Source organism: Pleomorphomonas sp. T1.2MG-36 (genome assembly GCF_950100655.1).
Lineage (GTDB): Bacteria > Pseudomonadota > Alphaproteobacteria > Rhizobiales > Pleomorphomonadaceae > Pleomorphomonas.
The window spans coordinates 935,475-958,908 of record NZ_CATNLY010000001.1 but is presented as its reverse complement, the minus strand read 5'-3'; the positions used below and the strand labels follow the sequence as shown (position 1 = coordinate 958,908).

The 23,434-nt window shown below is 65.0% G+C and carries 24 protein-coding genes; 14 read left to right on the top strand and 10 right to left on the bottom strand.

Annotated features, from left to right (window positions below):
* Positions 1 to 11: 11 nt before the first annotated feature.
* Complete coding sequence (locus QQZ18_RS04495; protein WP_284538303.1) at positions 12 to 1,316, bottom strand: ABC transporter substrate-binding protein; 1,305 nt, start codon at positions 1,314 to 1,316, stop codon at positions 12 to 14.
* A 219-nt stretch (positions 1,317 to 1,535) separates the two neighbouring features.
* On the opposite strand from QQZ18_RS04495, the gene nagA reads away from it, so the two are divergent.
* Positions 1,536 to 2,633, top strand: coding sequence for an N-acetylglucosamine-6-phosphate deacetylase (nagA, locus tag QQZ18_RS04490; RefSeq protein WP_284538301.1), 1,098 nt, complete (start codon positions 1,536 to 1,538; stop codon positions 2,631 to 2,633).
* Between the two features lie 19 nt (positions 2,634 to 2,652).
* Here the strand turns inward: nagA and QQZ18_RS04485 are convergent, their stop codons facing one another.
* Complete coding sequence (locus QQZ18_RS04485; RefSeq protein ID WP_284538298.1) at positions 2,653 to 3,534, bottom strand: PfkB family carbohydrate kinase; 882 nt, start codon at positions 3,532 to 3,534, stop codon at positions 2,653 to 2,655.
* Between the two features lie 215 nt (positions 3,535 to 3,749).
* On the opposite strand from QQZ18_RS04485, the gene recA reads away from it, so the two are divergent.
* The 3 genes from recA to alaS all read left to right on the top strand — a co-directional run bounded on the left by recA (position 3,750) and on the right by alaS (position 8,308).
* Complete coding sequence (gene recA / locus QQZ18_RS04480; protein ID WP_284538296.1) at positions 3,750 to 4,835, top strand: recombinase RecA; 1,086 nt, start codon at positions 3,750 to 3,752, stop codon at positions 4,833 to 4,835.
* Positions 4,836 to 4,911: 76 nt separating this feature from the next.
* Positions 4,912 to 5,307, top strand: coding sequence for a RidA family protein (locus tag QQZ18_RS04475; protein WP_284538294.1), 396 nt, complete (start codon positions 4,912 to 4,914; stop codon positions 5,305 to 5,307).
* Positions 5,308 to 5,653: 346 nt separating this feature from the next.
* Entirely contained in the window at positions 5,654 to 8,308 is a 2,655-nt protein-coding gene (gene alaS / locus QQZ18_RS04470; RefSeq protein WP_284538292.1) for an alanine--tRNA ligase, read from the top strand.
* 78 nt (positions 8,309 to 8,386) lie between these two features.
* Here alaS and QQZ18_RS04465 read toward each other — a convergent pair whose 3' ends face one another.
* Positions 8,387 to 9,001: a PadR family transcriptional regulator gene (locus tag QQZ18_RS04465; RefSeq protein WP_284538290.1), complete on the bottom strand. Its 615-nt coding sequence runs from the start codon at positions 8,999 to 9,001 to the stop codon at positions 8,387 to 8,389.
* Between the two features lie 316 nt (positions 9,002 to 9,317).
* Between QQZ18_RS04465 and QQZ18_RS04460 the strand changes: the two genes are divergently transcribed.
* From QQZ18_RS04460 to QQZ18_RS04450, 3 genes are all read left to right on the top strand, one after another.
* Positions 9,318 to 9,800 carry a GNAT family acetyltransferase gene (locus QQZ18_RS04460; protein WP_284538288.1) on the top strand — a complete coding sequence of 161 codons (483 nt, stop codon included), beginning with the start codon at positions 9,318 to 9,320 and terminating at the stop codon, positions 9,798 to 9,800.
* 274 nt (positions 9,801 to 10,074) lie between these two features.
* On the top strand, positions 10,075 to 10,335 hold the full coding sequence (locus tag QQZ18_RS04455; RefSeq protein WP_284538286.1) for a hypothetical protein: 261 nt from the start codon (positions 10,075 to 10,077) through the stop codon (positions 10,333 to 10,335).
* A gap of 110 nt (positions 10,336 to 10,445) precedes the next feature.
* Positions 10,446 to 10,814, top strand: coding sequence for a VOC family protein (locus tag QQZ18_RS04450; protein ID WP_284538284.1), 369 nt, complete (start codon positions 10,446 to 10,448; stop codon positions 10,812 to 10,814).
* A 120-nt stretch (positions 10,815 to 10,934) separates the two neighbouring features.
* On the opposite strand, the gene QQZ18_RS04445 is transcribed toward QQZ18_RS04450, so the two are convergent.
* The 4 genes from QQZ18_RS04445 to QQZ18_RS04430 all read right to left on the bottom strand — a co-directional run bounded on the left by QQZ18_RS04445 (position 10,935) and on the right by QQZ18_RS04430 (position 14,132).
* Positions 10,935 to 11,111: a YegP family protein gene (locus tag QQZ18_RS04445; RefSeq protein ID WP_284538282.1), complete on the bottom strand. Its 177-nt coding sequence runs from the start codon at positions 11,109 to 11,111 to the stop codon at positions 10,935 to 10,937.
* Between the two features lie 316 nt (positions 11,112 to 11,427).
* A complete protein-coding gene (locus QQZ18_RS04440; RefSeq protein ID WP_284538280.1) occupies positions 11,428 to 12,645 on the bottom strand; it encodes an NADP-dependent isocitrate dehydrogenase in 1,218 nt (405 codons plus the stop codon).
* A gap of 158 nt (positions 12,646 to 12,803) precedes the next feature.
* Entirely contained in the window at positions 12,804 to 13,553 is a 750-nt protein-coding gene (map, locus tag QQZ18_RS04435) for a type I methionyl aminopeptidase (RefSeq protein WP_284538278.1), read from the bottom strand.
* Positions 13,554 to 13,580: 27 nt separating this feature from the next.
* Positions 13,581 to 14,132 (bottom strand): NADPH-dependent FMN reductase, encoded by a 552-nt coding sequence (locus tag QQZ18_RS04430; protein ID WP_284538276.1) that lies wholly within the window; start codon positions 14,130 to 14,132, stop codon positions 13,581 to 13,583.
* A 176-nt stretch (positions 14,133 to 14,308) separates the two neighbouring features.
* On the opposite strand from QQZ18_RS04430, the gene QQZ18_RS04425 reads away from it, so the two are divergent.
* Both QQZ18_RS04425 and QQZ18_RS04420 read left to right on the top strand, forming a co-directional pair.
* Positions 14,309 to 14,764, top strand: coding sequence for an Lrp/AsnC family transcriptional regulator (locus QQZ18_RS04425; protein WP_284538274.1), 456 nt, complete (start codon positions 14,309 to 14,311; stop codon positions 14,762 to 14,764).
* Positions 14,761 to 15,390, top strand: a complete 630-nt coding sequence (locus QQZ18_RS04420) for a LysE family translocator (protein ID WP_284538272.1) — start codon at positions 14,761 to 14,763, stop codon at positions 15,388 to 15,390. Before QQZ18_RS04425 ends, QQZ18_RS04420 begins: the two co-directional genes overlap by 4 nt.
* On the opposite strand, the gene QQZ18_RS04415 is transcribed toward QQZ18_RS04420, so the two are convergent.
* Positions 15,387 to 16,301, bottom strand: a complete 915-nt coding sequence (locus tag QQZ18_RS04415; RefSeq protein ID WP_284538270.1) for a LysR family transcriptional regulator — start codon at positions 16,299 to 16,301, stop codon at positions 15,387 to 15,389. The genes QQZ18_RS04420 and QQZ18_RS04415 overlap by 4 nt on opposite strands.
* 265 nt (positions 16,302 to 16,566) lie before the next feature.
* On the opposite strand from QQZ18_RS04415, the gene QQZ18_RS04410 reads away from it, so the two are divergent.
* The 4 genes from QQZ18_RS04410 (at position 16,567) to rpsD (ending at position 20,283) form a co-directional block, all read left to right on the top strand.
* Entirely contained in the window at positions 16,567 to 17,598 is a 1,032-nt protein-coding gene (locus QQZ18_RS04410; RefSeq protein ID WP_284538268.1) for an aldo/keto reductase, read from the top strand.
* 125 nt (positions 17,599 to 17,723) lie between these two features.
* The gene (locus tag QQZ18_RS04405; RefSeq protein ID WP_284538266.1) at positions 17,724 to 18,515 is read left to right on the top strand and encodes an RNA methyltransferase; all 792 of its coding nucleotides are present in this window, start codon (positions 17,724 to 17,726) and stop codon (positions 18,513 to 18,515) included.
* 108 nt (positions 18,516 to 18,623) lie between these two features.
* Positions 18,624 to 19,466, top strand: a complete 843-nt coding sequence (murI, locus tag QQZ18_RS04400; protein WP_284538264.1) for a glutamate racemase — start codon at positions 18,624 to 18,626, stop codon at positions 19,464 to 19,466.
* Between the two features lie 199 nt (positions 19,467 to 19,665).
* Entirely contained in the window at positions 19,666 to 20,283 is a 618-nt protein-coding gene (gene rpsD / locus QQZ18_RS04395) for a 30S ribosomal protein S4 (RefSeq protein ID WP_284538262.1), read from the top strand.
* A 60-nt stretch (positions 20,284 to 20,343) separates the two neighbouring features.
* Here rpsD and QQZ18_RS04390 read toward each other — a convergent pair whose 3' ends face one another.
* Positions 20,344 to 21,465 carry a serine hydrolase domain-containing protein gene (locus tag QQZ18_RS04390; RefSeq protein WP_284538260.1) on the bottom strand — a complete coding sequence of 374 codons (1,122 nt, stop codon included), beginning with the start codon at positions 21,463 to 21,465 and terminating at the stop codon, positions 20,344 to 20,346.
* A gap of 191 nt (positions 21,466 to 21,656) precedes the next feature.
* Here QQZ18_RS04390 and QQZ18_RS04385 point away from each other — a divergent pair, with 191 nt between their 5' ends.
* Positions 21,657 to 22,442 carry an ArsR/SmtB family transcription factor gene (locus tag QQZ18_RS04385; protein ID WP_284538258.1) on the top strand — a complete coding sequence of 262 codons (786 nt, stop codon included), beginning with the start codon at positions 21,657 to 21,659 and terminating at the stop codon, positions 22,440 to 22,442.
* A gap of 65 nt (positions 22,443 to 22,507) precedes the next feature.
* On the opposite strand, the gene QQZ18_RS04380 is transcribed toward QQZ18_RS04385, so the two are convergent.
* Positions 22,508 to 23,008 (bottom strand): hypothetical protein, encoded by a 501-nt coding sequence (locus QQZ18_RS04380; protein WP_284538256.1) that lies wholly within the window; start codon positions 23,006 to 23,008, stop codon positions 22,508 to 22,510.
* Positions 23,009 to 23,434: the final 426 nt, after the last annotated feature.

The following is a 23,434-nucleotide window of genomic DNA, read 5'->3' as shown; positions in this document are numbered from 1 at the left end:
GGTCGTTGTTTTTATTGGGCGGCGCGTTCCAGGATCGATACGCTGTCAGCCTGGGCGTTGGCCTGCGCCTCCTCGGCGGAAAGGCGGCCGTACTGAATGCCTTCGATGACCTGCTGCAGCGCTTCGGAGAACTCCTGGCCGCCAAGGACCACCGGGAATGCCTTGGCATCCGCCAACGTCTTGACGTATCCGGACAGGAACTCGCGATCGAGGTCCTTGGCGTGAGCGGCGACATCCGAGGTGCGCGACGGCAGGATTCCCATCGAGAGCAGGATATCCGACATGGCCGAGGCGCCATCCTTGCCGGAGGCCGGACCATTCAGCCAGGACAGGAACTTCCAGGCGGCTTCCCGCTGCTCGGCCGAGGCGCCGGTGTTGACCACGGTCAGCCAGGAGTAGGAGATCGAGCGGGCCTTGTCGCCATCCGGGCCGACGGGAATCGGCGCGGTGCCGATGTCGGAGAACTTGTCGCCGAGGCCACCCTTCAGCGCGCTCTCCCACCAGTTGGCCATGATGATCATGCCGGTGTTGCCGGAAACGAAGTTGTCGAGGAACGGGCCGGTGGTATTTGCATCGGCGGTGCCCATCGCCGGATCGGTGTAGCCCTTCTTGATGAAGTCCTCGTACAGTTTGAACGTGTTGGCGGCCGCCTTGCTGTCGAGGGTCGGCTTGCCGTCGACGATGAGGTCGCCGCCATTGGACACCAGCAGCGACGCGAACGGATGAACGACACCCGCCGCCCAGGAATTGATCATGCCGAAGCCTTGCCGGCTGATGCGGTTCCCGTCCTTCTTGGTCAGTTTCGCAGCCGCTGCCTCGAACTCGGCCCATGTCGCCGGCGGCGCGGTGATGCCGGCCTCGGCGAGCAGCTTCTTGTTGTAGTTGAGGGCGTAGACGTCGATCTCGTTGGGGTAGCCGAAGTACTTGCCGCCGACCGAGGCGGCCGAGGCGACGCCCGCCGGCCAGTCGCTGCCAATTTCCTTGGCATTGGCTTCGGGGGCCGGCTCGATGAGCTTGTCGCGCGCCAGCTCGGGCAGCCACAGATCATAGATCGAGGCGATGGTCGGGCTTTCCGCCGAGCTGCCCTGGGACCGGATGGTCGTCAGAAGGTCGCCGAACGGAACGGCGCGCACGGTGATGGTGACATCGGGATTGGCCGCCGTGAACTCCTTGGCGGCGGCCTCCAGTTTTGCGACGGTCTCCGGCGACCAATGGGTCAGGTAGGAGATGGCGGTCGGCGCCGCCAGGGCCGAACCGCTCAGAAGCGCGGTGGCGATCAGTGCCGAAACGAAAGAGATACCATGAGACGTTTTCATTTTTTGCCCTCCGGAAAGCTCGTCTCCGGCCCCACGCCCTCTGGGCGCTTCTTCGTTTCAGGCTTCGGAATGGCAACCACCGGGCTGGTGCCGCGTGCGTCGATTCCGCTGAAAACGAAGTGAACGCTTGCTTTTCGTGGAGGTCGGTACGAGACCCCTTGGCTCTTTGGCCTCGAAAAGGTTATAACAACATAATCACAAATGCAATGGAGACCGTTGATGATCAATTCCGGCGAGTTGGCAGGGCAGATTCTGACGCCCGGCGGCTTTGTGAGCGGCCGCATTCTCTGGCGCGACGGGCTCGTCGAGCGGATCGAGAAAATGCACGGAGCGCCTGAGGCTTACGTGTTGCCGGGCTTCGTCGATCTCCATTGCCACGGCGGCGGCGGCGCGGATGTGATGAACGGTGGCGAGGCTGTCCGAACCGTGGCGGCCACGCACGCGGCGACCGGTACGACGTCGTTCCTGGCCACCACGATGACGGCGCCTGTTCCCGATATCGAGTTGGCTCTCGCGGCTGCGGAGAGGGTGAGGAAGGCTCCGGCGCGGGGCGAGGCGACGGTTCTGGGCGTCCACCTCGAAGGACCGTTCATTTCGCCGCAGCGGCTCGGCGCCCAGCCGGCCAATGCCATACCCGGCAGCATCGAGCTGATGCGGCGCTTCCTGGATCTGGCGGCCATCCGGGTCGTGACCGTCGCCACCGAGGCCGATCGGGATGGCGCGTTCATCCGCTACCTTGTCGAGGCCGGCGTCAGGGCTCAGCTCGGCCATTCCCTGGCCGACTACGAGACCGCGGCCGAGGCGATCCGCTGCGGTTGCCGCTCGGTCACCCATCTCTTCAACGCCATGAGCCCCTTGCTGCACCGCGCGCCCGGCATCGTCGGAGCGGCGCTCGCTCATCTCGACTACGCGGAGCTGATTCCCGATCTGCTGCACGTCCATCCCGGTGCGATCCGGGCCGCGTTGCGCGCCATCCCCAACGTCTATGCGGTGACCGATGCGACACCGGCCACGGGAATGCCCGACGGCGCCTACAAGCTGGGATCCCAACCCGTCTTCAAGTGCGATAACGGCGTTCGTCTGGCCGACGGCACCCTTGCCGGCTCATGCCTGACCATGGTCGAGGCTTTTCGGAATCTGGTGTCTATCGGGCTGACGATCGAAGAGGCGTCCCGCCGCACATCGACCTTCGCTGCCGACTACATTGGGGAAGCCAGCCGGGGCAGGTTGGTCCCGGGGGGCGCTGCCGACATGGTCGTGATCGAAACGAACCTGTCCTTGGCCGATGTGTTTGTGGGCGGGGCCGCCATTTCGTGACGCGGGCCCGCGCGTGAGTCTAGGCCCCGGCCGTCGCCACGGCCGAGGCGACTACGTCCTCCGGCAGGCTGCGCAAGGCGCCGGCGGTGGCCAGCGCGGCGCGGGCTGCCGCCATGCCGACTTCGACGGCGGCAAAGAGCGGAGCTCCTGCGGCCAGCGCCAGCAGGATGCCGGCTGTCTGGGCGTCGCCGACGCCGGTGACGTCGACCACCTCGGTCGGCCGAGGCATTATCTCGGTGATGCGGCCTTCGTCGAGGATGGCGAGCGGCTTCGAGCCGCCGGTGATCACGGCCCGCCGTGCGCCGGCCTTGGCGAGCCGCTCGGCCGCCTCGATCGGCCGGCTCACCGGATGGCCGACCAGAAGCTCCGCCGACGGGAGATTGCAGATGAAGAGCGCGCCGGAGGCGACGAGAGGCTTGAGGCGCGGTGCCTTGGCCCTCGATATGGCATCCATCACCAGCCTCTCGCCATGGGTGTCGGCGAGCCGCCGAAGTTCGGCCGGAGCAAGGTTGGCATCGGCGAAAACCAGGGCGCTGTCGTTGCCGAACGCCGCGGGTGGCAGGATGAAGCCGTCGTAAAGGCCCAGATCGGAGATGGCCGAGACGAGCTCGCCGGTTTCGTCGTGGATGGCGAGGTAGGTGCCCGTTCGGCCCGCTCCGTCGACCACCATCGCGCCGGTATCGATTTCGGCCAAGGCGAGTTCGGCTATGAGTTCGCGGCCGGCCGAGTCGTCGCCGACCACCGACACGAAGCGACAGGGCGCGCCGGCCCTCCCGAGCAGCACCGCCACATTGCGCGCCACGCCGCCGGGGCGACGGGTTACGATGCCTGGGCATGAGGTTGCCGGTTCGTAGACGACGCCGGCGCGGCCGAGCACATCCTGATGGCAGCCGCCGATCACCAGAAGCGGTCGGAAGGTCGTGTTTCGATTCCCCGTACCCAGCGTTTTTCTCCCTGTTTTCCGACACCTTGGCTCCGCCGGAACACGAGGGGAACGAAATCAGACTTGTTTTTTTCTGTCAAGGACATATATGGCGCTTGTTCGTGAGAACAAATCATGTACATTACCGGTGAATTTGAAATCTAGGTACGGCCGTGAAATAAGGAGCGGAGCTAGTGTCGCAGAATTCACTTCGCCTCGTGGAAGGAACCTCCATGGACAAGACCAAGGCGCTTGACGCCGCCCTGTCGCAGATCGAACGGGCCTTCGGCAAGGGATCCATCATGCGCCTCGGCAAGGGCCAGGTGGTGGAAGTGGAGACCGTGCCGACCGGCTCGCTCGGCCTCGATATCGCGCTCGGTATCGGCGGCCTGCCGAAGGGCCGTATCGTCGAGATCTACGGACCCGAATCGTCGGGCAAGACGACGCTGGCGCTGCACACGGTGGCCGAAGCTCAGAAGCGCGGCGGCGTCTGCGCCTTCATCGACGCCGAGCACGCGCTCGATCCGGTCTATGCCCGCAAGCTGGGCGTCAACCTCGACGACCTTCTGATCTCGCAGCCCGATGCCGGCGAGCAGGCGCTCGAGATTACCGATACGCTGGTTCGCTCCGGCGCCATCGACGTGCTGGTGATCGACTCGGTGGCGGCGCTGACGCCGCGTGCCGAACTCGAGGGCGAGATGGGCGATCAGTTGCCGGGCCTGCAAGCCCGCCTGATGAGCCAGGCGCTGCGCAAGCTGACGGCGTCGGTTTCCAAGTCGAAGACCATGGTGATCTTCATCAACCAGATCCGCATGAAGATCGGCGTGATGTTTGGCAGCCCGGAAACGACGACCGGCGGCAACGCCCTGAAGTTCTATTCCTCGGTGCGTCTCGACATTCGCCGCATCGGCGCGCTGAAGAACCGCGAGGAGATCGTCGGCAACCAGACCCGCGTCAAGGTGGTCAAGAACAAGCTGGCGCCGCCGTTCCGCGAGGTCGAGTTCGACATTCTCTACGGCGAAGGCGTTTCCAAGGTCGGCGAACTGGTCGACCTGGGCGTCAAGGCCGGCATTGTCGAGAAGTCCGGCGCCTGGTTCTCCTACAACAGCCAGCGCCTCGGCCAGGGCCGCGAGAACGCCAAGCAGTTCCTGCGCGACAACGAAGCCCTCGCCACGGAGATCGAGGCGGCCATCCGTCAGAATGCCGGCGTCATCGCCGACTCCATCCTGAAGGGTGCGCCTGAGGATGACGCCGAGGGAACGGCGCCTGACGCCGAGTGATGCCGAAAGGCCCGGCCTTGCTCCCTGTTCGGGCGTGAGGCCGGTGGCCGTTCGGCGCAGGTACCAGAGGTCCTCCATGCAACTTCGCAATCCGGCCGGCGTGCATGCGCCGGTCGCCGCCTATAGCCATCAGATCGAAGTCTCGCCGGGTGCTCGCTGGCTGGTTCTGTCCGGCCAGATCGGCCTCGGCCCCGATGGCGTGCCGCCATCCGATCCGGTGGGGCAGATCGAGGTGGCGCTCGACAACGTTCGTCGCAATCTCGAAGCGGCCGGCATGGGCGTGGGCGATCTCGTCAAGCTGACGTTCTTCCTTGTCGGCGACATTGACGCCGAGCGTCGGAAGCGGGCGCTGGATGCATTCCTCGGTGATCATCGCCCCTGCATGACGCTGCTTTACGTGTCGGCGCTGGCCGCGCCCGCTCTCAAGGTGGAGATCGACGCCTGGGCGGCGCGGGAAGCTCCGGCGGGCTGACGGGGCCGGCGGCTGGAAAGCAGCGCGCCACGGCGGAATATCCTTGTCGTCCACGGGGCGCCGCCGCTGGACAGGCGCATGGCCGGCGGCTAAATAACGCTTTGCCTTGCTTGGAACCGATGACGTCGGAGCCGGTCTGGCCTGCGCGTCCTTCCCTCCGAAAGGCTGCCCCCTGAGCCGCCATCCGGATTGCCGAGACGAAACCCGCCGGCCGGTCCCCTTTTCGCTGTCATTCGATGCAGGGCTTTGGTTGCGGGAGCGTGCGAGCGGCTCGCGGAGATGGGGTTCGGGCGGATCGGCTGCGCGTGTTGCGCGGTGCCGCCCTAGCGCAGGCAGGCGGATCGTCATGAGTGGTGTGAACGAGATCAGGAAGACCTTCGTCGACTATTTCGGCAGGAACGGTCACGAGGTGGTGTCGTCGAGCCCGCTGGTGCCGCGCAACGATCCAACCCTGATGTTCACCAACGCCGGCATGGTGCAGTTCAAGAACGTCTTCACCGGCCTGGAGAAGCGCCCCTACAGCCGCGCCACCACTTCGCAGAAGTGCGTCCGCGCCGGCGGCAAGCACAACGACCTCGACAACGTCGGCTATACCGCCCGCCATCACACCTTCTTCGAGATGCTGGGCAACTTCTCGTTCGGCGACTACTTCAAGGACCGGGCGATCGAGCTGGCCTGGAACCTCATCACCAAGGAATTCGGGCTGCCGAAGGACAAGCTTCTGGTCACCGTCTATTCCGAGGACGAGGAAGCTGCGACCTACTGGAAGAAGATTGCCGGTCTTTCCGAGGATCGCATCATTCGCATTCCCACCTCGGACAACTTCTGGGCCATGGGCGACACCGGTCCTTGCGGCCCCTGCTCGGAAATCTTCTACGATCACGGCGACCATGTCTGGGGCGGCCCTCCGGGCTCGGCCGAGGAAGACGGCGACCGCTTCATCGAGATCTGGAACCTCGTGTTCATGCAATACGAGCAGATCTCCAAGGACGAGCGCGTCAATCTGCCGCGGCCGTCGATCGACACCGGCATGGGACTCGAGCGCATCGCGGCCGTGCTGCAGGGCGTTCACAACAACTATGACATCGATCTGTTCCAGGCGCTGATCCGCGCTTCGGTCGAGGCGACCGGCGTTGCCGCCGAAGGCGGCCAGCTCGCCTCGCATCGAATCATCGCCGACCACTTGCGCGCCTCCAGCTTCCTGGTGGCCGATGGCGTGCTGCCGTCCAACGAAGGGCGCGGCTACGTGCTCCGACGCATCATGCGCCGGGCCATGCGTCATGCCCATCTGCTCGGCGCCCAGGATCCGCTGCTGCACCGCCTGGTTCCGGCGCTGGTGCGCGAGATGGGCCAGGCCTATCCCGAGCTCGTTCGTGCCGAGGCGCTGATCACCGAGACGCTGAAGCTCGAGGAAAGCCGCTTCCGTCGTACACTGGCGCGCGGCCTGGGGTTGCTTGACGAGGCGACCGGCGGTCTGGCGCAGGGCGGCAGCCTCGACGGTGAGACGGCCTTCAAGCTCTACGACACCTACGGCTTCCCGCTGGACCTGACGCAGGATGCGCTGAAAGCGCGGGGTATCTCGGTGGATACCGACGGCTTCGCCGCCGCCATGGAGCGCCAGAAGGCCGAAGCGCGCGCCAACTGGGCGGGCTCGGGCGAAGCGGCGACGGAAACGGTCTGGTTCGGACTTCGCGAGAAGGTCGGCGCCACCGAGTTCCTCGGATACGACACCGAGAAGGCCGAGGGCGTGGTGATGGCTCTCGTCAAGGACGGCAAGGAGGTCGCCGACCTCAAGGCCGGCGAGACGGGCTCGCTCATCGTCAACCAGACGCCGTTCTACGGCGAGTCGGGCGGTCAGGTCGGCGATTCCGGCGTGATCTCAGGTGCGGGCTTCCGTCTGGCCGTGACCGACGTGCTGAAGAAGGCCGACGGCCTGTTCGTGCATCAGGTGAGGGTCGAGGAAGGCACGGTGAAGGTTGGCGAGCCGGTCGAGCTGACGGTCGACCATGGCCGTCGGTCGCGCATCCGTGCCAATCATTCGGCGACCCATCTCCTGCACGCGGCGCTTCGCTCCGTGCTGGGCAAGCACGCGGCGCAGAAGGGCTCGCTGGTATCGCCCGATCGCCTGCGCTTCGACTTCTCGCATCCGAAGCCGATGGACGAGAAAGAGCTGGCCGAGGTCAGCCGTCTCGCCAATGCCATCGTGTTGCAGGACGACCCGGTGACGACCCGCCTGATGGGGCAGGAAGAGGCGATCGCCGAGGGCGCCATGGCGCTGTTCGGCGAGAAATACGGCGACGAAGTGCGTGTGGTCACCATGGGCACGGCGATCGAGGGCGAGAGGGCCGGCAAGACCTACTCGACCGAGCTCTGCGGCGGCACGCATGTGTCGCGCACCGGCGAGATCGGTCTCGTCCACATCGTGGCTGAAAGCGCGGTGGCGTCCGGCGTCCGGCGTATCGAGGCGCTGACCGGCGATGGCGCCCGCGCCTATTTCGAGGATCAGGAAAAGACGGTCCGCAACGTTGCCCGCGAGCTGAAGGTGCCCGTCGGCGACGTCGTCGATCGCGTGGCGGCGCTGGTCGAGGAACGGCGCAAGCTGGAGCGCGAACTCTCCGAGGTTCGGCGCAAGCTTGCCATGGGTGGTGGGGCCGCGTCCGACGAGGTGGTCGAGATCGCCGGCATCAAGTTCCTGGGTCGCGTGGCCGAGGGTGTCAGCCCGAAGGACCTGAAGGGCCTCGTCGACGAGGGCAAGGCCAAGCTCGGTTCGGGCGTGGTGGCGCTGGTCGGCGTGTCCGAGGACGGCAAGGCGGGCGTGGTGGTCGGCGTGACGGCGGATCTCACGGCGCGCTTCTCGGCCGTCGATCTGGTTCGCGTGGCGTCCGAGACCCTTGGCGGAAAGGGCGGCGGTGGTCGTCCCGACATGGCGCAGGCCGGTGGTCCGGATGGCGCCAAGGCGGCCGAGGCGCTCGATGCCGTCAAGAAGGCGCTGGCCGGCTGAAACCAGCCGATAGTCCGATAGAAAGCACGCCCGTCCGAGCTGTGGCTCGGGCGGGCGTTCGTCATGGCGGGGACCGCTTCAGATCTGTTCGATCTTGCGGGCCGTCTCGTCGAGCAGTTCGGCCAGCGCATCGATCTGCTCGGGCGTCAGCGCGGCGCTCTGCATTTTCAGGCGCATGGCCAGGCGCATGTTCTCGACGGCGCGGAAGAGGCGCGGATCGCGCTCGTGGCGGCGGTCCGCATTGGCTTCGGCAAAGCGGGCGAGCACGGCGTCGATGGCGGCGCGGTTCTCTTCCACCGTGGCGCGACCGGCGTCGGTGACCGCGTAGAGCTTCTTGTTGCCCTCCGAGCTCGCGACTTCGATCTGACCGGTCTCCTCGAGCAGCGTCAGCGTCGGGTAGATGACGCCGGCGCTCGGCGCATAGGCGCCGCCGGTGCGGTCCTCGATCTCCTTGATGATCTCATAGCCGTGTCGCGGCTGTTCGGCGATCAACGCCAGGACGACGAGACGCAGCACGCCGTTGTCGAAGAAGCGTCCGCGGCCGAACGGGCCACCACGATGACCGGGACCGGGGCGCTCGGGCCGTTCGCCGCGCTCGCCCCAGAGAGACCGACCGAAGGGACCGCGGCCGCCGGTGGGGCGATGATCGTCATGGTCGGGGATGTCGTCGTGGAAATGGAATTTGTGATGCATAGATAGCTCCTGTTATCTCTCGATGCGTTTAGATATATCTAAAACAGGTCGAATTACAAGAGGCCATGCGTGCGATTTCGGCATTGCCCGTGAGTTTCCGGCCCGAGACGGTCTTCATCCGCCGGAGAGTTAGCTGTAAGTAACTGAAAATATTCTGTATTTAAGGAAATGTCGGGTGAGGTAAGGCGTCGGATGATGCGCGGCGGTCTTAACGCACCTGCGCCCTCGGCCCGGATTGGGCTATATCTAATCGGTCTCTGACTGTGGCATCGGCGATGCGCCGACCCACCGACAGCATATGGCTGGAGGAAGCAAAGTGAGTGTTGGTTCGGCCTTGGTCATCGATGAAATGGACGGCGCGGAACGCGAAGCGATCATCTCGCTTTGGGAGCGTTGCGGCCTGACGCGGCCGTGGAATGATCCGATCGCGGATGTGGCATTGGCGGAGAGGACCGAGAGCGCCACCGTTCTCGTGGCGCGGCGGGATGGACGCATCGTCGGTGCGGCGATGACCGGCCACGACGGCCATCGCGGCGCGCTCTATTATCTCGGTGTCGATCCCGACGAGAGGCGCGGCGGCGTCGGTCGAGCCCTGGTGGAAGCGGCGGAGGCTTGGTGTCGCGTGCGCGGCGCTCCGAAGCTCAATCTCCTTGTCCGCAACGAGAACCAAGCGGTTCTCGCCTTCTACAAGGCGCTGGGTTATCTGCCGACCGACAGCATCTCGCTTTATCGCACGCTCGATCCGGAACGTGCCGAACGCGAGCGGGCGGAGAAGGCGGCTTGGGCGGCAAGCCGCTGACGGTGGGAATAAGTTGCCGTGCCGACTAAAGTCTAATCGAGGCGATATTCTTTTCAAGTCTTTGAAGTGAACTGGACATTTGCATTTGTGACAGAACTTCCAGCTTCGCTACCAGCAGAATTGAAAAGGTTTCACGTGTTACTACGACTAAGTAGAAATAGACTGAGTTGCAAGATTTAAACATGATAGATTCGTACTGGAATAAAAACACAGCGTGACGGTTCGTTCCGGCCCCGCGGCGGGGGAGGGCGAGTCGAGTGTCGGAGGCCGATACATGCTTGCGCTTGAGTTGGTGCTCGTGCTGGTCGTGGCCGGCCTGATCGTCGGAACGCAGTTCCGGCTGATTGCCATGGCCCCGCTGGCCTTTGCCGCCTGTGTCTGCGCCTTCCTGGAGGCCATGACCCTGGGCGCCTCCGGCTCGCGCGTGGCTCTCCATATCGCCGAGGCCGCCATCTTCTTCGAGATCGCCTACGCCGTCGGTGCCACGCTGGTTCACCTCCGGCTGCCGTCGCTCTTCCTGCGCCGCCGCGTCTGAGACGCTTTCCGGGGGCTGTTGGAAGACTACAGGCTCTGCGTTGATGCTGCCAAATATTGGCAGCATGATGTCGTATGCGTGCTCTATCGCAATCGTGCGAGGAGACACCCATGGTCACGCCCACCTATTATCTGCTGCATGTCGCCGATCCGGAAACGAGCGGCGGCTTCTATCGCGAGCTGTTCGGAACGGCTCCGGTCGAGTCGTCGCCGACCTTCGTGCTGTTCGTTCTTGAGGGGGGAATCAAGGTCGGCCTATGGTCCAAGGACACGGTGGAGCCGGCCACGGGAGGGGCGCCGGGCGCCCTTGAGATCGGCATTGCCATGAAGGCGCCCGCCGACGTCGATGCGTTTCACGAGCGTTGGGTTGCGCGCGGGCTGCCGGTTTTCCAATCGCCCGTCGATCTGGACTTCGGTCGCAGTGTCATGCTGGCCGATCCCGATGGGCATCGCATCCGCATATTCGCCGTGACGGCCTGACAAGGGCAGGGTACCCGCCGGTTCCGGCCGGCGGGCTCCATTTGCCCAGTCCCTCATGGCAATCCCGAGCATTCGCCGGGCGGCCGGATACCCGCATCCCAGCTGGCGACTACCCGGCGCTCAGCTGTTGTCTTCGGTAGGGGCGTCCGGGCCGTTCTTCTTGATGGATTCAATGGCGTTGATGGCCGAGGCCTTGGACTTGTAGCCTTCCGTCCAGAAGATGGTTTCGCCATTGTACTTGAAGTAGGCGACGTACTCGTCGGCCTTGTTCTTCTTGATTTCGAACTTGTGCGCCACGTTAGCCTCTCCAGATGGAGGGTGCCGCGCTTGGCGGCGAACCCTTGCCGAAACCCGGGGCGCGTCTCGTCGATCGGGCCGGTCCGACCCGGGCGACGGGAGCCCCGAGACGAACGCTGCCGAAGCCGTCCGGGATGACCTTGCACGCTCTCGAAGCAACGTTTGTCCGAAGTGACGGTATTTCCAGCCGGCGGGAATGTCACCGCCAACTCAAGGCGGCCGGGTTGGCCGTCCCTCATCAATAGGTCTAGTCAAACGGAAGGCGGCGGACCGTTTCCGATCCGCCGCCTCATGTTTCCCGGTCCTGATCAGCCTATCACCACTTGGCCATTTCGGCTTCGAGGTTGGAGGCGACCTTCTCAAGGAAGCCGGTGGTCGACAGCCACTTCTGGTCCGGCCCGATCAAGAGGGCGAGATCCTTGGTCATGAAGCCGCTTTCGACGGTATCGACGCAGACCTTTTCCAGCGTGTCGGCGAACTTGGCGAGGTCGGTGTTGCTGTCGAGCTTGGCGCGGTGGGCGAGGCCGCGCGTCCAGGCGAAGATCGAGGCGATGGAGTTGGTCGAGGTCTCCTTGCCCTTCTGGTGCTCGCGATAGTGACGGGTGACCGTGCCGTGGGCTGCCTCGGCTTCCACCGTCTTGCCGTCCGGCGTCAGCAGCACGGAGGTCATCAGGCCGAGCGAGCCGAAGCCCTGCGCCACGGTGTCGGACTGCACGTCGCCGTCGTAGTTCTTGCAGGCCCAGATGTAACCGCCGGACCACTTCAGCGACGAGGCGACCATGTCGTCGATCAGGCGGTGCTCGTAGGTGATGCCCAGTTTGTCGAACTCGGCCTTGAACTCGGCGTCGAACACCTCCTGGAAGAGGTCCTTGAAGCGGCCGTCATAGGCCTTGAGGATGGTGTTCTTGGTCGACAGGTAGACCGGCCACTTGCGCAGCAGGCCGTAATTGAACGAAGCGCGGGCGAAGTCGCGGATCGACTCGTCGAGATTGTACATGGCGAGCGCCACGCCGGATCCGGGGGCCTTGAACACTTCCTTCTCGATCACCGCGCCGTCTTCGCCGACGAACTTGATGGAGAGCGTACCCTTGGTGGGGAACTTGAAGTCGGTCGCCTTGTACTGGTCGCCGAAGGCGTGACGGCCGACGACGATCGGCTGCGTCCAGCCGGGCACGAGGCGCGGCACGTTCTTGCAGATGATCGGCTCGCGGAAGATGACGCCGCCAAGGATGTTGCGGATGGTGCCGTTGGGCGACTTCCACATTTCCTTGAGGTTGAACTCCGTGACGCGCGCCTCGTCGGGCGTGATGGTGGCGCACTTGATGCCGACGCCGTGCTTCTTGATGGCGTGGGCGGCGTCGATGGTCACTTGGTCGGCGGTGGCGTCACGGTTCTCGACGGAGAGGTCGTAATATTCGATGTCGATATCGAGATAGGGCAGGATCAGCTTGTCCTTGATCAACTGCCAAATGATGCGGGTCATCTCGTCGCCGTCGAGATCGACGACCGGGTTCGCAACCTTGATCTTCGCCATAGTGGGGTGACCTTCCGAACGTGTGGCCGGGCCTTGGGGCCGGTTCGTGCGCCTGCCGATACGCAAACGCACGGATGAACCGCCTGTAGCATGGCGTCGTCGCCGAGGCCAGTCCGGCCGCTTCGCTTTTGGGCGTACGCTAACGTAAACGTAAGGTCTCAGGACGGGAGGGTGACGACGACGGGGCCGTTGCGGGTCGCGACGATGGTATGCTCGAACTGCACCGTTGGCGCGCGCGGCTCGGAGTAGAGCGTCCACTCGTCGTCGCCGTCCTCGGCCCATTCGGCGCCCAGCGACAGGAAGGGCTCCACGGTGAAGACGAGGCCGTCGGTGATGATGCGCCGTTCGCGCGGATCGGGCCAGGTGGCGATGTCCGACGGTTCCTCGTGCAGCGACCGGCCGACGCCGTGGCTGCCGAGGTTGCGGACCAGCGTATAGCCGTTCTTGCGGGCGAAGGCGCCGACGGCGCGTCCGACGCCGGCCAGCGGCTTGCCGGGCGCCACGGCGCCGATGCCGGCCCACATGGCGCGACGACCGTCCCGGCAGAGCTTGTCCAGCTTGGCCGGTACGGGGGCTACGGCGAAGGAGGCGCCGCTGTCGGCGAAGAACCCGTCCTTGGAGGCGGAGACGTCGAGGTTGATGAGATCGCCGACCTTCAGCACCCGGTCGCCGGGGATGCCGTGGGCGATCTCCTCGCTGACCGAGATGCAGGCGATGCCGGGAAAGCCGTAGCTCTCCTTCGGGGCCGGGATGGCGCCGGCTTCGTCGAGAACGCGGCCGGCGATCTCGTCGAGTTCGGCCGTGGTGATGCCGGGGCGAACGGCCGTGGCCATGGCGGCGATGGCGTCGGCCACGACGCGGCCGATCGCCTTGAGGCCGTCGAGTTCGTCTTCGTTGGTGATGGTCATGTCGACTTTCTTGTCGCCCTCGGGCGCTTACTTGTGTTTGCCGATCCAGGTCGCGAAGGCGGCGAGGAAGCCGGAGAGGAAGGCCTTGGTGTCATCGTTGGTGAGCTTGCCGTCCTGGTCCAGGAGATCGCCCACCTTGGAGACATAGGCTTCGGGCTGCTGCATGACCGGCATGTCCAGGAAAACCAACGGCTGGCGAAGGTGATGGTTGGCGCCGAACGCGCCCAGCATGCCCGGCGAGACGCTGACGATGGCGGTGGGCTTGCCCTTCCATACGCTGTGTCCGTAGGGGCGGGAGCCGACGTCGAGGGCATTCTTGAGCGAGCCGGGAACCGACCGGTTGTATTCGGGTGTGACAAACAGGACGGCGTCGGCGGAAACGGCCTCGCCTCGAAATCTGGTCCAGGCGGCCGGCGGCGCATCGCCATCGAGATCCGGATTGTAGAGCGGCAGATCACCGATCTCGATGATGCGAAGCGCCAGCTTGTCTCCGGCAAGCGTCGCGAGATTGTCGGCCACCGCTCGCGAGAAAGAACCCTTGCGCAGACTGCCAACCAGAACAGCGACGTCATAGGCCATGCTTCTCTCCTTTGTCCGGGGAAACTGAGGCCCTTGTTATAGGGGATTTGCCGGAGTGCTGTCCATGCACTCGATTTTTGCGGCCAAATTGATTCTGACGTCAAAATTTCCTGTCATAATCTTATAGATCAGCAAAAAGTGTTGACATATCGGATCTTGTCGGGATTGTATGCGGCATGGATGAGATTGATCGTCAAATCGTGATGTGCCTCGGCGACGACGCGCGTCGGTCCCTGGCCGATATCGGCGGAGAGGTTGGCCTGTCGACCTCGGCCGTCAACGAACGCATTCGGCGCCTCGTCGCCGGGGGCGTGATCCGCCGCTTCACCGTCGATGCCGACGCGGGGGCGATGGGCCTGGGCATTGCCGCGTTCGTCTTCATCGGGCTGGCGGCGGACGCCGACGAAACGGTGTTCAGGGCGGTTGCCGTCGACCATCCCTCCATCGTCGAGTGCCAGCACGTCACCGGCGGTTGGAACTATCTCGTCAAGATCCGCGTGGCGTCGCTCGCCGGTGTCGAGGCCTTCCTCGACGATCTCAAGCGACGCCGGCTGATCGCCCGCAGCGAAACGATGATCGCCCTTTCGACCGTCGTCGAACCTCCCTTCCGTCCTCGTGGAGAGAGACCGTGAGCCTTCTGTTGTTTGCCGCCAAGGGGTTTGCCCTCGGTTTCGCCGTCGCCGCCCCTCTCGGTCCCATCGGGGCGCTGTGCATCAACAGGACGCTGCAACGCGGCTTCTGGGTCGGCCTGTCCGGTGGGCTCGGCACGGCGCTTGCCGATGCGGTCTATGGCGCCCTGGCCGCGCTAGGCTTTGCCGCCTTCTCGGCTTTTCTCGTCACGATCGACGGGCCGATGCGCCTTGTCGGCGGCCTCGCCATGATCTGGCTTGGCTGGCAGGGCATGCGGCCGAAGCCGCCGCGTCCAGCGGCGGAGATCGGCGCCCGCGATCTTCTCGGCACCATTGGCGCCACCTTTCTGCTCACCATCTCCAATCCGGCGACCATACTGTCCTTCGCGCTGTTCTTTGCCGGATTGGGCCTCGCTTCGACGGCCGACACCGCGTCTGCCATTGTGGTGGTCGCGGGCGTGTTCACCGGCTCGCTGGCCTGGTGGATCATCCTGACGGGCGGCGTGGCGCTGGTGCGCCACAAGGTCAGCGACCGGTTCGCCCTGTTGGTGGGGCGGCTGTCCGGCGCCCTGATCATCGTCTTCGGCCTTCTGGCGATCGGGTCCTTCGTCGCCGGTCTGCTGCGCTAATTCCTCGATCGCTCGCGCATGCTTCTGAGGCAGGCGTCGACGAAGACGCGCAGCTTCGGCTGCATCCGGCTCGACTTGGGATAATAGAGGTAGAGCGCATCCTGCGCCGGCGCGAACGTGTCGAGGCAGGTTTCAAGGCGTCCGTCGGCAAGCTCGCGACGCGCCGTCTGCGATGACGAGTAGGCAAGGCCGAGGCCGGCCACCGCCATGGCACGCAGCAGGGCGGAGTCGTCCGACGTCATCTGCCCGGGCGGGTCGATGGTGACGGCGACACCCTCCCGCTCGAACTCCCACCGATAGAGGTCGCCGCTGTCGGGCAGGCGGAAGCGCAGGCAGTCGTGATGGGCGAGGTCGTCGGGCGTCGCCGGCCGTCCGTGCGCGGCGAAATAGGCCGGCGAACCGACGACGACCCACGAGAACGGTGGCGTGACGCGAACCGTCAGCATGTCCTGATCGATGAACTCGCCGATGCGGATGCCGGCGTCGAACCCGCCGCCGACGAGGTCGTGGCGCTTGGTGTCGGTGATCACCTCGACGGCTATGTCCGGATATGCCGCCAGGAACGCCGGAAGCATCGGCGCCAGCACTTCGCGGGCGGCGATGCTGTGGACGAGCAGCCTGAGCGTTCCCGACGGCCGGGTGCTGAGATTGGCGAGCGTGTCGAGCGAGCCGGCGATGGCCTCGGCGGCTGGTCGGACCTCGGCAAGAAACCGCTCTCCGGCTTCGGTGAGGGCGACATGGCGAGTGGTGCGATGGAGAAGCGGCAGGCCGATCCGCCGCTCCAGCGTCTGTACCGCCTGGCTGACGGCGCCCGGCGTGACGCCGAGTTCGCGGGCGGCGGCGCGGAAACTGCCGCGCCGGACGACGGTGAGAAACTCGCTGATGCCGTCGAAAAGGTCGGTTCGGGCCATGGCGCCTTCCAGAATCGATGCTGCCGGCTCGCCCAAGCGTGATTTGGCGAACCCGGCCTCCGGATGCATAATAGCAGCCGTAATAGCTGGTGATTGTATAGATCAGCTAATCAGCCTGTGCCATGGGGCATGGCTATTCCGCCCGCTTGCGACACCCTATGTTTTCGGTGGGCGCCAGGGCCGCTTTCGCCGTGCCGCGTCGCCCGCCGCGCGCTTCGGCGCCGACAGTTTTTCGTTCCTCAATTCCATTCTTCAAGGTGATGACATGCGCTACAACACGCTTGGTGGCACTGGCCTCCTCGTTTCCGAGATCTGCCTGGGCACCATGACCTTCGGCGGCCAGGGCTTCTGGACCGCAATCGGTTCGCTCGACCAGTCGGTCGCCGACCGCATCGTCGCCGGCGCTCTCGACAAGGGCGTCAATTTCATCGACACCGCCGACGTCTATTCCGAAGGCCTGTCGGAACAGATCACCGGCACGGCGATCCGCAACTCCGGCCGCTCCCGTTCGGACGTGGTGCTGGCCACCAAGGTGTTCGGCTCGGTCGGCAAGGGCGTCAACGATCGCGGCGCCTCGCGCGGCCATATCATGGATGGCGTCAAGGCCAGCCTGAAGCGGCTCGGCACCGACTATATCGACCTCTACCAGATCCACGGCACCGATCCGGTGACGCCGATCGAGGAGACGGTGAGGGCGCTCGACGACCTCGTTCGTGAGGGCCTCATCCGCTATGTCGGCGTTTCCAACTGGCCGGCCTGGCGCATCATGAAGGCGCTTGGCATCGCCGATCGGCTCGGCCTCGACCGTATCGCCAGCCTGCAGGCCTATTACACCATCGCCGGCCGCGACTTGGAGCGCGAGATCGCTCCGTTGCTTCTGTCGGAAAAGGTCGGGTTGATGGTGTGGAGTCCGCTGGCCGGCGGTCTCCTGTCCGGCAAGTACAACCGCGACGGCTCGGGCGAGGGGCGCCGCGCCAACTTCGACTTCCCGCCGGTCAACAAGGACCGGGCTTTCGACGCCATCGACGTGATGGCGGAGATCGCCAGGGACAAGGGGGTGTCGGTGGCCCGGATCGCGCTTGCCTATGTGCTGCACAAGCCGTTCGTCTCCTCGGTGATCATCGGCGCCAAGTCGGTCGAGCAGCTCGACGACAACATCGCCGCCAGCGAGGTGGTGCTGTCGGCCGATGAGCTTTCCCGTCTCGATGCGGTTTCGGCGTTGCCGGCCGAGTATCCCGGCTGGATGCTGGAGCGGCAGGGCGCCGAGCGGGCAGCGACGGTCGCCAAACCGCGCTGAACGATGCCGCGGGTGGCGCGCTGAGCGCCACCTGCGTTCCGAACCGGCCCTGTTCGGGGATTTCTCCCCTTTTCTTGACCGGCGCGATATGCCAAACCCGCGCCAAAAGCGGGATAGGCGAGATCATGTCGGACGACACAGCGGCCGGTCGCGGGCCGGCCATCATCCTCTGCGAGCCGCAGATGGGCGAGAACATCGGCGCGGCGGCGCGTGCCATGGCCAACTTCGGGCTGTCCGATCTCCGGATCGTCGCCCCGCGCGACGGTTGGCCCAACGAGAAGGCCGAGGCCAACGCCGCCAAGGCGACGCACATCATCCACGCCGCGCGCGTTTATGATCGGCTGGAGGATGCCATCGCCGATCTCTCCTTCGTCTATGCCACGACGGCGCGCGATCGCGACGTCACCAAGGCGGTGCGTGGGCCGGTGTACGCAGCAAAGCACATGCGGCACCTGGAAGGGCAGGGCGCGGCGGTGGGGCTGCTGTTCGGCCGCGAGCGCTGGGGTCTCAACAACGACGAGGTGGCGCTCGCCGACGAGATCCTGACGCTGCCGGTGGTGCCGGAGTATGCGTCCCTCAACATTGCCCAGGCGGTGCTGGTGGTGGCCTACGAATGGCGCAAGGCCGGCTTCGAGGATCCCGACAGCGCGCTGCCATTTGCCGCGTCCGACCGCTCGCCGCCGGCCGGCAAGGCGGAACTGCTCGGCCTGTTCGATCATTTGGAGTCGGTGCTCGACGAGCGGCACTTCTTCCATCCGCCCGAGAAGCGGCCGACGATGATCCACAATCTCCGCGCCATCTTCCAGCGCCAGCAGCTGACGCAACAGGAGATCAGGACGCTTCGCGGCATCATCACCTGCCTCGACGGCAAGAACCATCGGCCGAAGAAGCGGATCGTCGACGACGGCGAGGTCTAGTCGCAATCCTTCGTTAACCCTGGTGGTCCGAGGATGGAGACGTTCGGCCCGATGTCGCCGCATTCGGCTGCCAAGGCTGGATGAACGGGGCAGGCTCTAGGAAAATCCATGCGCATCCTGGTGTTCGACAGTGGCGTCGGCGGTCTTTCGGTCGCCCGCGAAATCGGCAAGGCGCTGCCGGAGGCCGGCATGGATTATGTCGCCGACCTCGCCGTCTTCCCCTATGGGGCGCTGGAGCCGGATGTCCTGGTCGACCGAGTCGTGTCGTTGATGGACGAGGCGCTCTCCGTGCTCGACCCGGCAGCGCTGGTGATCGCCTGCAACACGGCCTCGACCCTGGTGTTGCCGCCGCTGCGCGCCCGATTCAAACTGCCGATCGTCGGAACGGTGCCAGCGGTGAAGCCGGCGGCGGAGCACAGCCGGTCGCGGCTGGCTTCCGTGCTGGCGACGCCGGGCACGGTGAAGCGCGACTATACGCACGACCTCATCGACACCTTCGGCGGCGACTGCCGTTTCACCCTCGTCGGTTCCAAGGTGCTGGCCGGGCTCGTCGAGCGGCAGTTCTCAGGTGAAACCGTCACCGACGCCGAGCTTCTCGCGGAAATCGGGCCCTGCTTCGTGGAGGAGGGCGGCAGGCGTACCGACGCGGTGGTGCTCGCCTGTACTCATTACCCGCTGGTGCTCGATCGGCTGAAGGCGCTGGCGCCCTGGCCCGTGGAATGGATCGATCCCGCCCCGGCCATTGCCCGGCGCGTGGCGACGGTGACGGCGGGTGCCGGCCCGTCGCGCGACGAAGGGGCGCCGCATCGTTTCTTCTCGACCGGTCGCCGGCCGGCCCAGGCCATGCTCGAGAACTTTGGCTTTGAGGAAGGCACGGGGCTTTTCGGCGCCGTGACGGAAAAAGGCGTCGATGGCGGCTTGAAAGCCGGCAAAGCCGCGCTTTCAGTTTGACAGCGGCCACCCACTCGACTATTCAGCCCTCAACCCGCCGGTTCCTTGGTAACGAGGAGCCGGCGTGGCCGTTCACGTGTCCCGTGGGGAACCTGCCGCGCGCAGTGTTTCCCTGTCGGTTTCGGGTGGTCTTCGGACCGCAACGGAACAGAGGAGGGCGCGCGTCCTGAATGAACACTGACAAAAAGCGGGATACGCGATGTCTAAGCGCCATAGTGCAAAGTACAAGATCGACCGCCGCATGGGCGAGAACCTCTGGGGTCGCCCGAAGAGCCCGGTCAACAAGCGTGAATACGGCCCCGGCCAGCATGGCCAGCGCCGCAAGGGCAAGACCTCGGACTACGGTCTGCAGCTGCGCGCCAAGCAGAAGCTGAAGGGTTACTACGGTGACCTCAGCGAGAAGCAGTTCTACAAGATTTACGAAGAGGCCGTCCGCCTGCGTGGCGACACCTCGGAAGCGCTGATCGGCCTGCTCGAGAGCCGTCTCGACGCCGTCGTCTACCGCGCCAAGTTCGTGCCGACTCCGTTCGCGGCTCGTCAGTTCGTCAACCACGGCCATGTCACCGTCAACGGCCGCAAGGTCAACGTCGGTTCGTACCGCTGCAAGATCGGCGACGTGATCGAAGTTCGCCAGAAGTCCAAGGAACTGGCTCTGGTTCTCGAGTCGGTCGAGCTCGCCGAGCGCGATACGCCCGACTATATCGAGGTCGATACCGCCAAGAAGGTCGCCAAGCTGGTCCGCGTGCCGGGCCTGGCCGACGTTCCCTACGCCGTCAAGATGGAGCCGAACCTGGTCGTCGAGTATTACTCGCGCTGATAGGGTTCCGAAGCTTCGGACATGTGGAAAGGCCGCCCCGCAGGGCGGCCTTTTTGCCGTTCAGTGGCCGAGATCCGCATAGACGGCGCGGAAGATGTCCTTCGGGAAGGCGCCGTTGCAGCCTTCGACGGCGGTGTTGGTGAAGCTGACGATCGTGAGGCCGGTTTCCGGATCGACGTACCACTGATTGCCGTAAATGCCGCCCCAGGCCCAGGTGCCGGGCTTGCATGGCATCTTCTGCAAGGAAGGGTCGCGGTAGATCGACCAGCCGTGCGAGTAGCCCTGGCCCGACGGCGCCGGATCGAGGTCCACCGTGCGCGCCTCGGTGAGGAGCGCCATGGAGGCCGCGGAGAGAATCGGCGCACCGCCCTTGCGCATGGCCTCAAGGAAGGTCAGGAAGTCCTCGGCCGAGCCGATCATGCCGGCGCCGCCGGACGGGAAGGCCGTCTCGTCGAAGGCGCGCCCGGACCAGAACTCCACGAAGCCCTCGCCATCCTTGACGCGTTCGATCTCGCCCATCCGGGTCGGTGGCGTGCCATCGGCATAGGCGACGGCGAGGCGACTCGGATCCAGCGGTCGGAAGGCCGTGTCGGCCATGCCGAGGGGATCGGTGACGTAAGCCTTGACGATCTCCTGTAACGAGCGTCCTTCGGCCGCCTCCATGACGGCGCCCAGCACGTCGATGGCGACAGAATAGCGCCAGCCCGTTCCGGGCGGGAAGGCGAGGGGGAGGGCGGAGATGCGGGCGACGTTCTCGGCAAGGTCGAAGTCGGAGGGGCCAGTGCCGCCGGACGCCGGCTTGCCGTTGCCAATGTCGAGGTCATAGCTGAGGCCCGACGTGTGGGTCATCAGATGAGAAATGGTGATGGTCGGCGCGCTGCCGTCGGCAAGACGGGGCCTGAAATCGGGCAGGTAATGCGTCACGGGATCGTCGAGGCGGAACTTGCCGGCTTCCACCATGGCCAATGCCGCCACCGAAACCATCGGCTTGCTGACGGATGCCAGGCGAAAGAGGGTGCGAGACCTCATCGGCCTGTCGGCCTCGCGATCGAGAAAGCCGGCCTGTCGGCTGTAGACGAGCTCACCCTTCAGCTTGATCAATATGTTGGCGCCGACGATGGTCCGCCCGATGGCATTGTCGACGACGGTGTCTAGCCTGGAAAACTGCCCCGTTCTGCCCACTTCGCTCTCTCCCTGGAATTGCTCGCGGCAAACGCCGCCGCCCTGCGGCTGCGGTTTGCATCCTAATTTTTCGCATGTCCGGTTTTGGCAGGAGACTGGCGAGTCGGGCTATACCTGCCATGAGGTGGTCCATCACGCTGTGATAGGTTACCATATTGACACGTTACTAAATTGGAACATATTATATCCCCATGGCTGACGTTTTCGATGCCCTCGCCAGTGCGCACCGTCGCCAACTGCTGGACGCCCTCAGGCAGCGGGACGGCCGGACGTTGGGCGAGCTCGAAGGCTGTCTGCCACTGTCACGCTTCGCGGTGATGAAGCATCTCGGCGTCCTTGAGGAAGCCGGGCTGGTGGTCACCCGCAAGGTCGGGCGCGAGAAGTTCCACTATCTCAACCCGGTTCCCATTCAGGACGTGAGCGATCGCTGGATCTCGCGCTACGCCTCGCCGTTTGCGCGCGGTCTCGCCGACCTCAAGGGCGGATTTCAGCAGGGGATAGCCAAAATGAATACTGTGACGGTCAAGCCGAAGCACGTTTACGAGCTTTTCATCGACGCCTCGCCCGAGGCGGTATGGGCGGTTCTCACCGACGATGAGAAGACGCCGCTCTGGCAGCACTTCAACATGACCTCGCGCACCGAGTGGCGTGTCGGCGGCAAGATCGAGTTCCTGTTGGGGGGACATGCGATGATCGTCGGCGAGCTGCTTGAGCTGACGCCGCCCAAGCGCCTGTCCCACAGCTTTGCCGCGCGCTGGTCGGAAGACGTGGCGGGAGACCCGCCATCGCGTGTCACCTGGGAGCTGGAGCCGGCCGGCGTCGGAGCCACGAAACTGACGCTGGTGCATGACGACTTCGGTGGCGATACGACCACCAGCCGCATGGTGTCGGCCGGCTGGGTCGAGGCGATCTCGCGCCTGAAGACGCTGGTGGAAACGGGTCGAAGCTTCGACATGCCGGGGCGGCCGGGCGCCTGAGCGACGCAAAAAGGGCCGCCCCGACTGGGACGGCCCGATGCCTTAGGGAGCAAAACGCTCCGGACTTAGTTGGCGAACACCACCGTGTTCTTGAACTGCGGCTCGTTATCGCGGGCCGCCGGGTCGAAGGTCGTTACGATCCGCGCGCCTTCCGAACCATGGGTACCGATCATGGCGCCCGAGTTCAGGTTCTGCTCGACCGCCGCGTAGCGGTCGGCGTCAGCCTTGGCGGCGGCAGCGTTGGCCGGGTTCTCGATAACCACGGCGCTCTTGAACTGCGGGTCGTTGTCACGGGCGGCCGGGTCGAAGGTCGTCACGACCCTCGCAGCTTCCGAACCATGGGTGCCGATCACGGCGCCGGACTTCAGGGTCTGCTCGGCGGCGGCGTAACGGGCAGCGTCGGCCTTGGCAGCAGCGGCGTTGGCGCCACCGTCATTGAAGAACGTGTTGAGGAACTGCGGGTCGTTGTCGCGGGCGGCCGGGTCGAAGGTCACGCCGGCGGCGCTGGCGATGGAGGGGACCAGAGCGGCGGCGAGGGCGGCGGTGAGAAGGAACTTGGTGTTCATGATGTCTACTCCAATTGGGGTGGTCTTCTGTCGAAGGCCGTCTTCCATGTCTTGGCAGCGGGGAGGTCTTGTTCGCTGCCGATGACCCTCATTTGGAGCTTGACCGTTCACGTTCAAACCGGTCGCCGCTGACGTATGCGAGCGATCCAGTTGAACGAAAGTCGCGAAAAAGTGTCTACGGAGTTGAACGTATTCGGAGGATCGGGAAAAACCCTCGGTCTCCTGCGGGAAACCGGGCCGAGATTGGTCATGTCGGGTCTCCGGCAATGTGAACATGGCCAGGGAGCGATCACGAAAGCCCCAGCGTTTTGCGCGAAAATTTCTTCGATGGACGGCTAAAAACCGGCTTTCCTGGCGCTTGAAGGCTGTCCGTGGCGGGCTTTAGGCTCTTGCGACAAACGAAAAGCCCCCGTCGACGCAGCGACG

Coding starts and splice junctions, on each gene's coding strand:
- QQZ18_RS04495 (WP_284538303.1), bottom strand. CDS start 1,316: ATGAAAACGTCTCATGGTATCTCTTTCGTTTCGGCACTGATCGCCACC.
- nagA (WP_284538301.1), top strand. CDS start 1,536: ATGATCAATTCCGGCGAGTTGGCAGGGCAGATTCTGACGCCCGGCGGC.
- QQZ18_RS04475 (WP_284538294.1), top strand. CDS start 4,912: ATGCAACTTCGCAATCCGGCCGGCGTGCATGCGCCGGTCGCCGCCTAT.
- alaS (WP_284538292.1), top strand. CDS start 5,654: ATGAGTGGTGTGAACGAGATCAGGAAGACCTTCGTCGACTATTTCGGC.
- QQZ18_RS04465 (WP_284538290.1), bottom strand. CDS start 9,001: ATGCATCACAAATTCCATTTCCACGACGACATCCCCGACCATGACGAT.
- QQZ18_RS04455 (WP_284538286.1), top strand. CDS start 10,075: ATGCTTGCGCTTGAGTTGGTGCTCGTGCTGGTCGTGGCCGGCCTGATC.
- QQZ18_RS04450 (WP_284538284.1), top strand. CDS start 10,446: ATGGTCACGCCCACCTATTATCTGCTGCATGTCGCCGATCCGGAAACG.
- QQZ18_RS04440 (WP_284538280.1), bottom strand. CDS start 12,645: ATGGCGAAGATCAAGGTTGCGAACCCGGTCGTCGATCTCGACGGCGAC.
- map (WP_284538278.1), bottom strand. CDS start 13,553: ATGACCATCACCAACGAAGACGAACTCGACGGCCTCAAGGCGATCGGC.
- QQZ18_RS04430 (WP_284538276.1), bottom strand. CDS start 14,132: ATGGCCTATGACGTCGCTGTTCTGGTTGGCAGTCTGCGCAAGGGTTCT.
- QQZ18_RS04425 (WP_284538274.1), top strand. CDS start 14,309: ATGGATGAGATTGATCGTCAAATCGTGATGTGCCTCGGCGACGACGCG.
- QQZ18_RS04415 (WP_284538270.1), bottom strand. CDS start 16,301: ATGGCCCGAACCGACCTTTTCGACGGCATCAGCGAGTTTCTCACCGTC.
- QQZ18_RS04410 (WP_284538268.1), top strand. CDS start 16,567: ATGCGCTACAACACGCTTGGTGGCACTGGCCTCCTCGTTTCCGAGATC.
- QQZ18_RS04405 (WP_284538266.1), top strand. CDS start 17,724: ATGTCGGACGACACAGCGGCCGGTCGCGGGCCGGCCATCATCCTCTGC.
- murI (WP_284538264.1), top strand. CDS start 18,624: ATGCGCATCCTGGTGTTCGACAGTGGCGTCGGCGGTCTTTCGGTCGCC.
- rpsD (WP_284538262.1), top strand. CDS start 19,666: ATGTCTAAGCGCCATAGTGCAAAGTACAAGATCGACCGCCGCATGGGC.
- QQZ18_RS04385 (WP_284538258.1), top strand. CDS start 21,657: ATGGCTGACGTTTTCGATGCCCTCGCCAGTGCGCACCGTCGCCAACTG.
- QQZ18_RS04380 (WP_284538256.1), bottom strand. CDS start 23,008: ATGAACACCAAGTTCCTTCTCACCGCCGCCCTCGCCGCCGCTCTGGTC.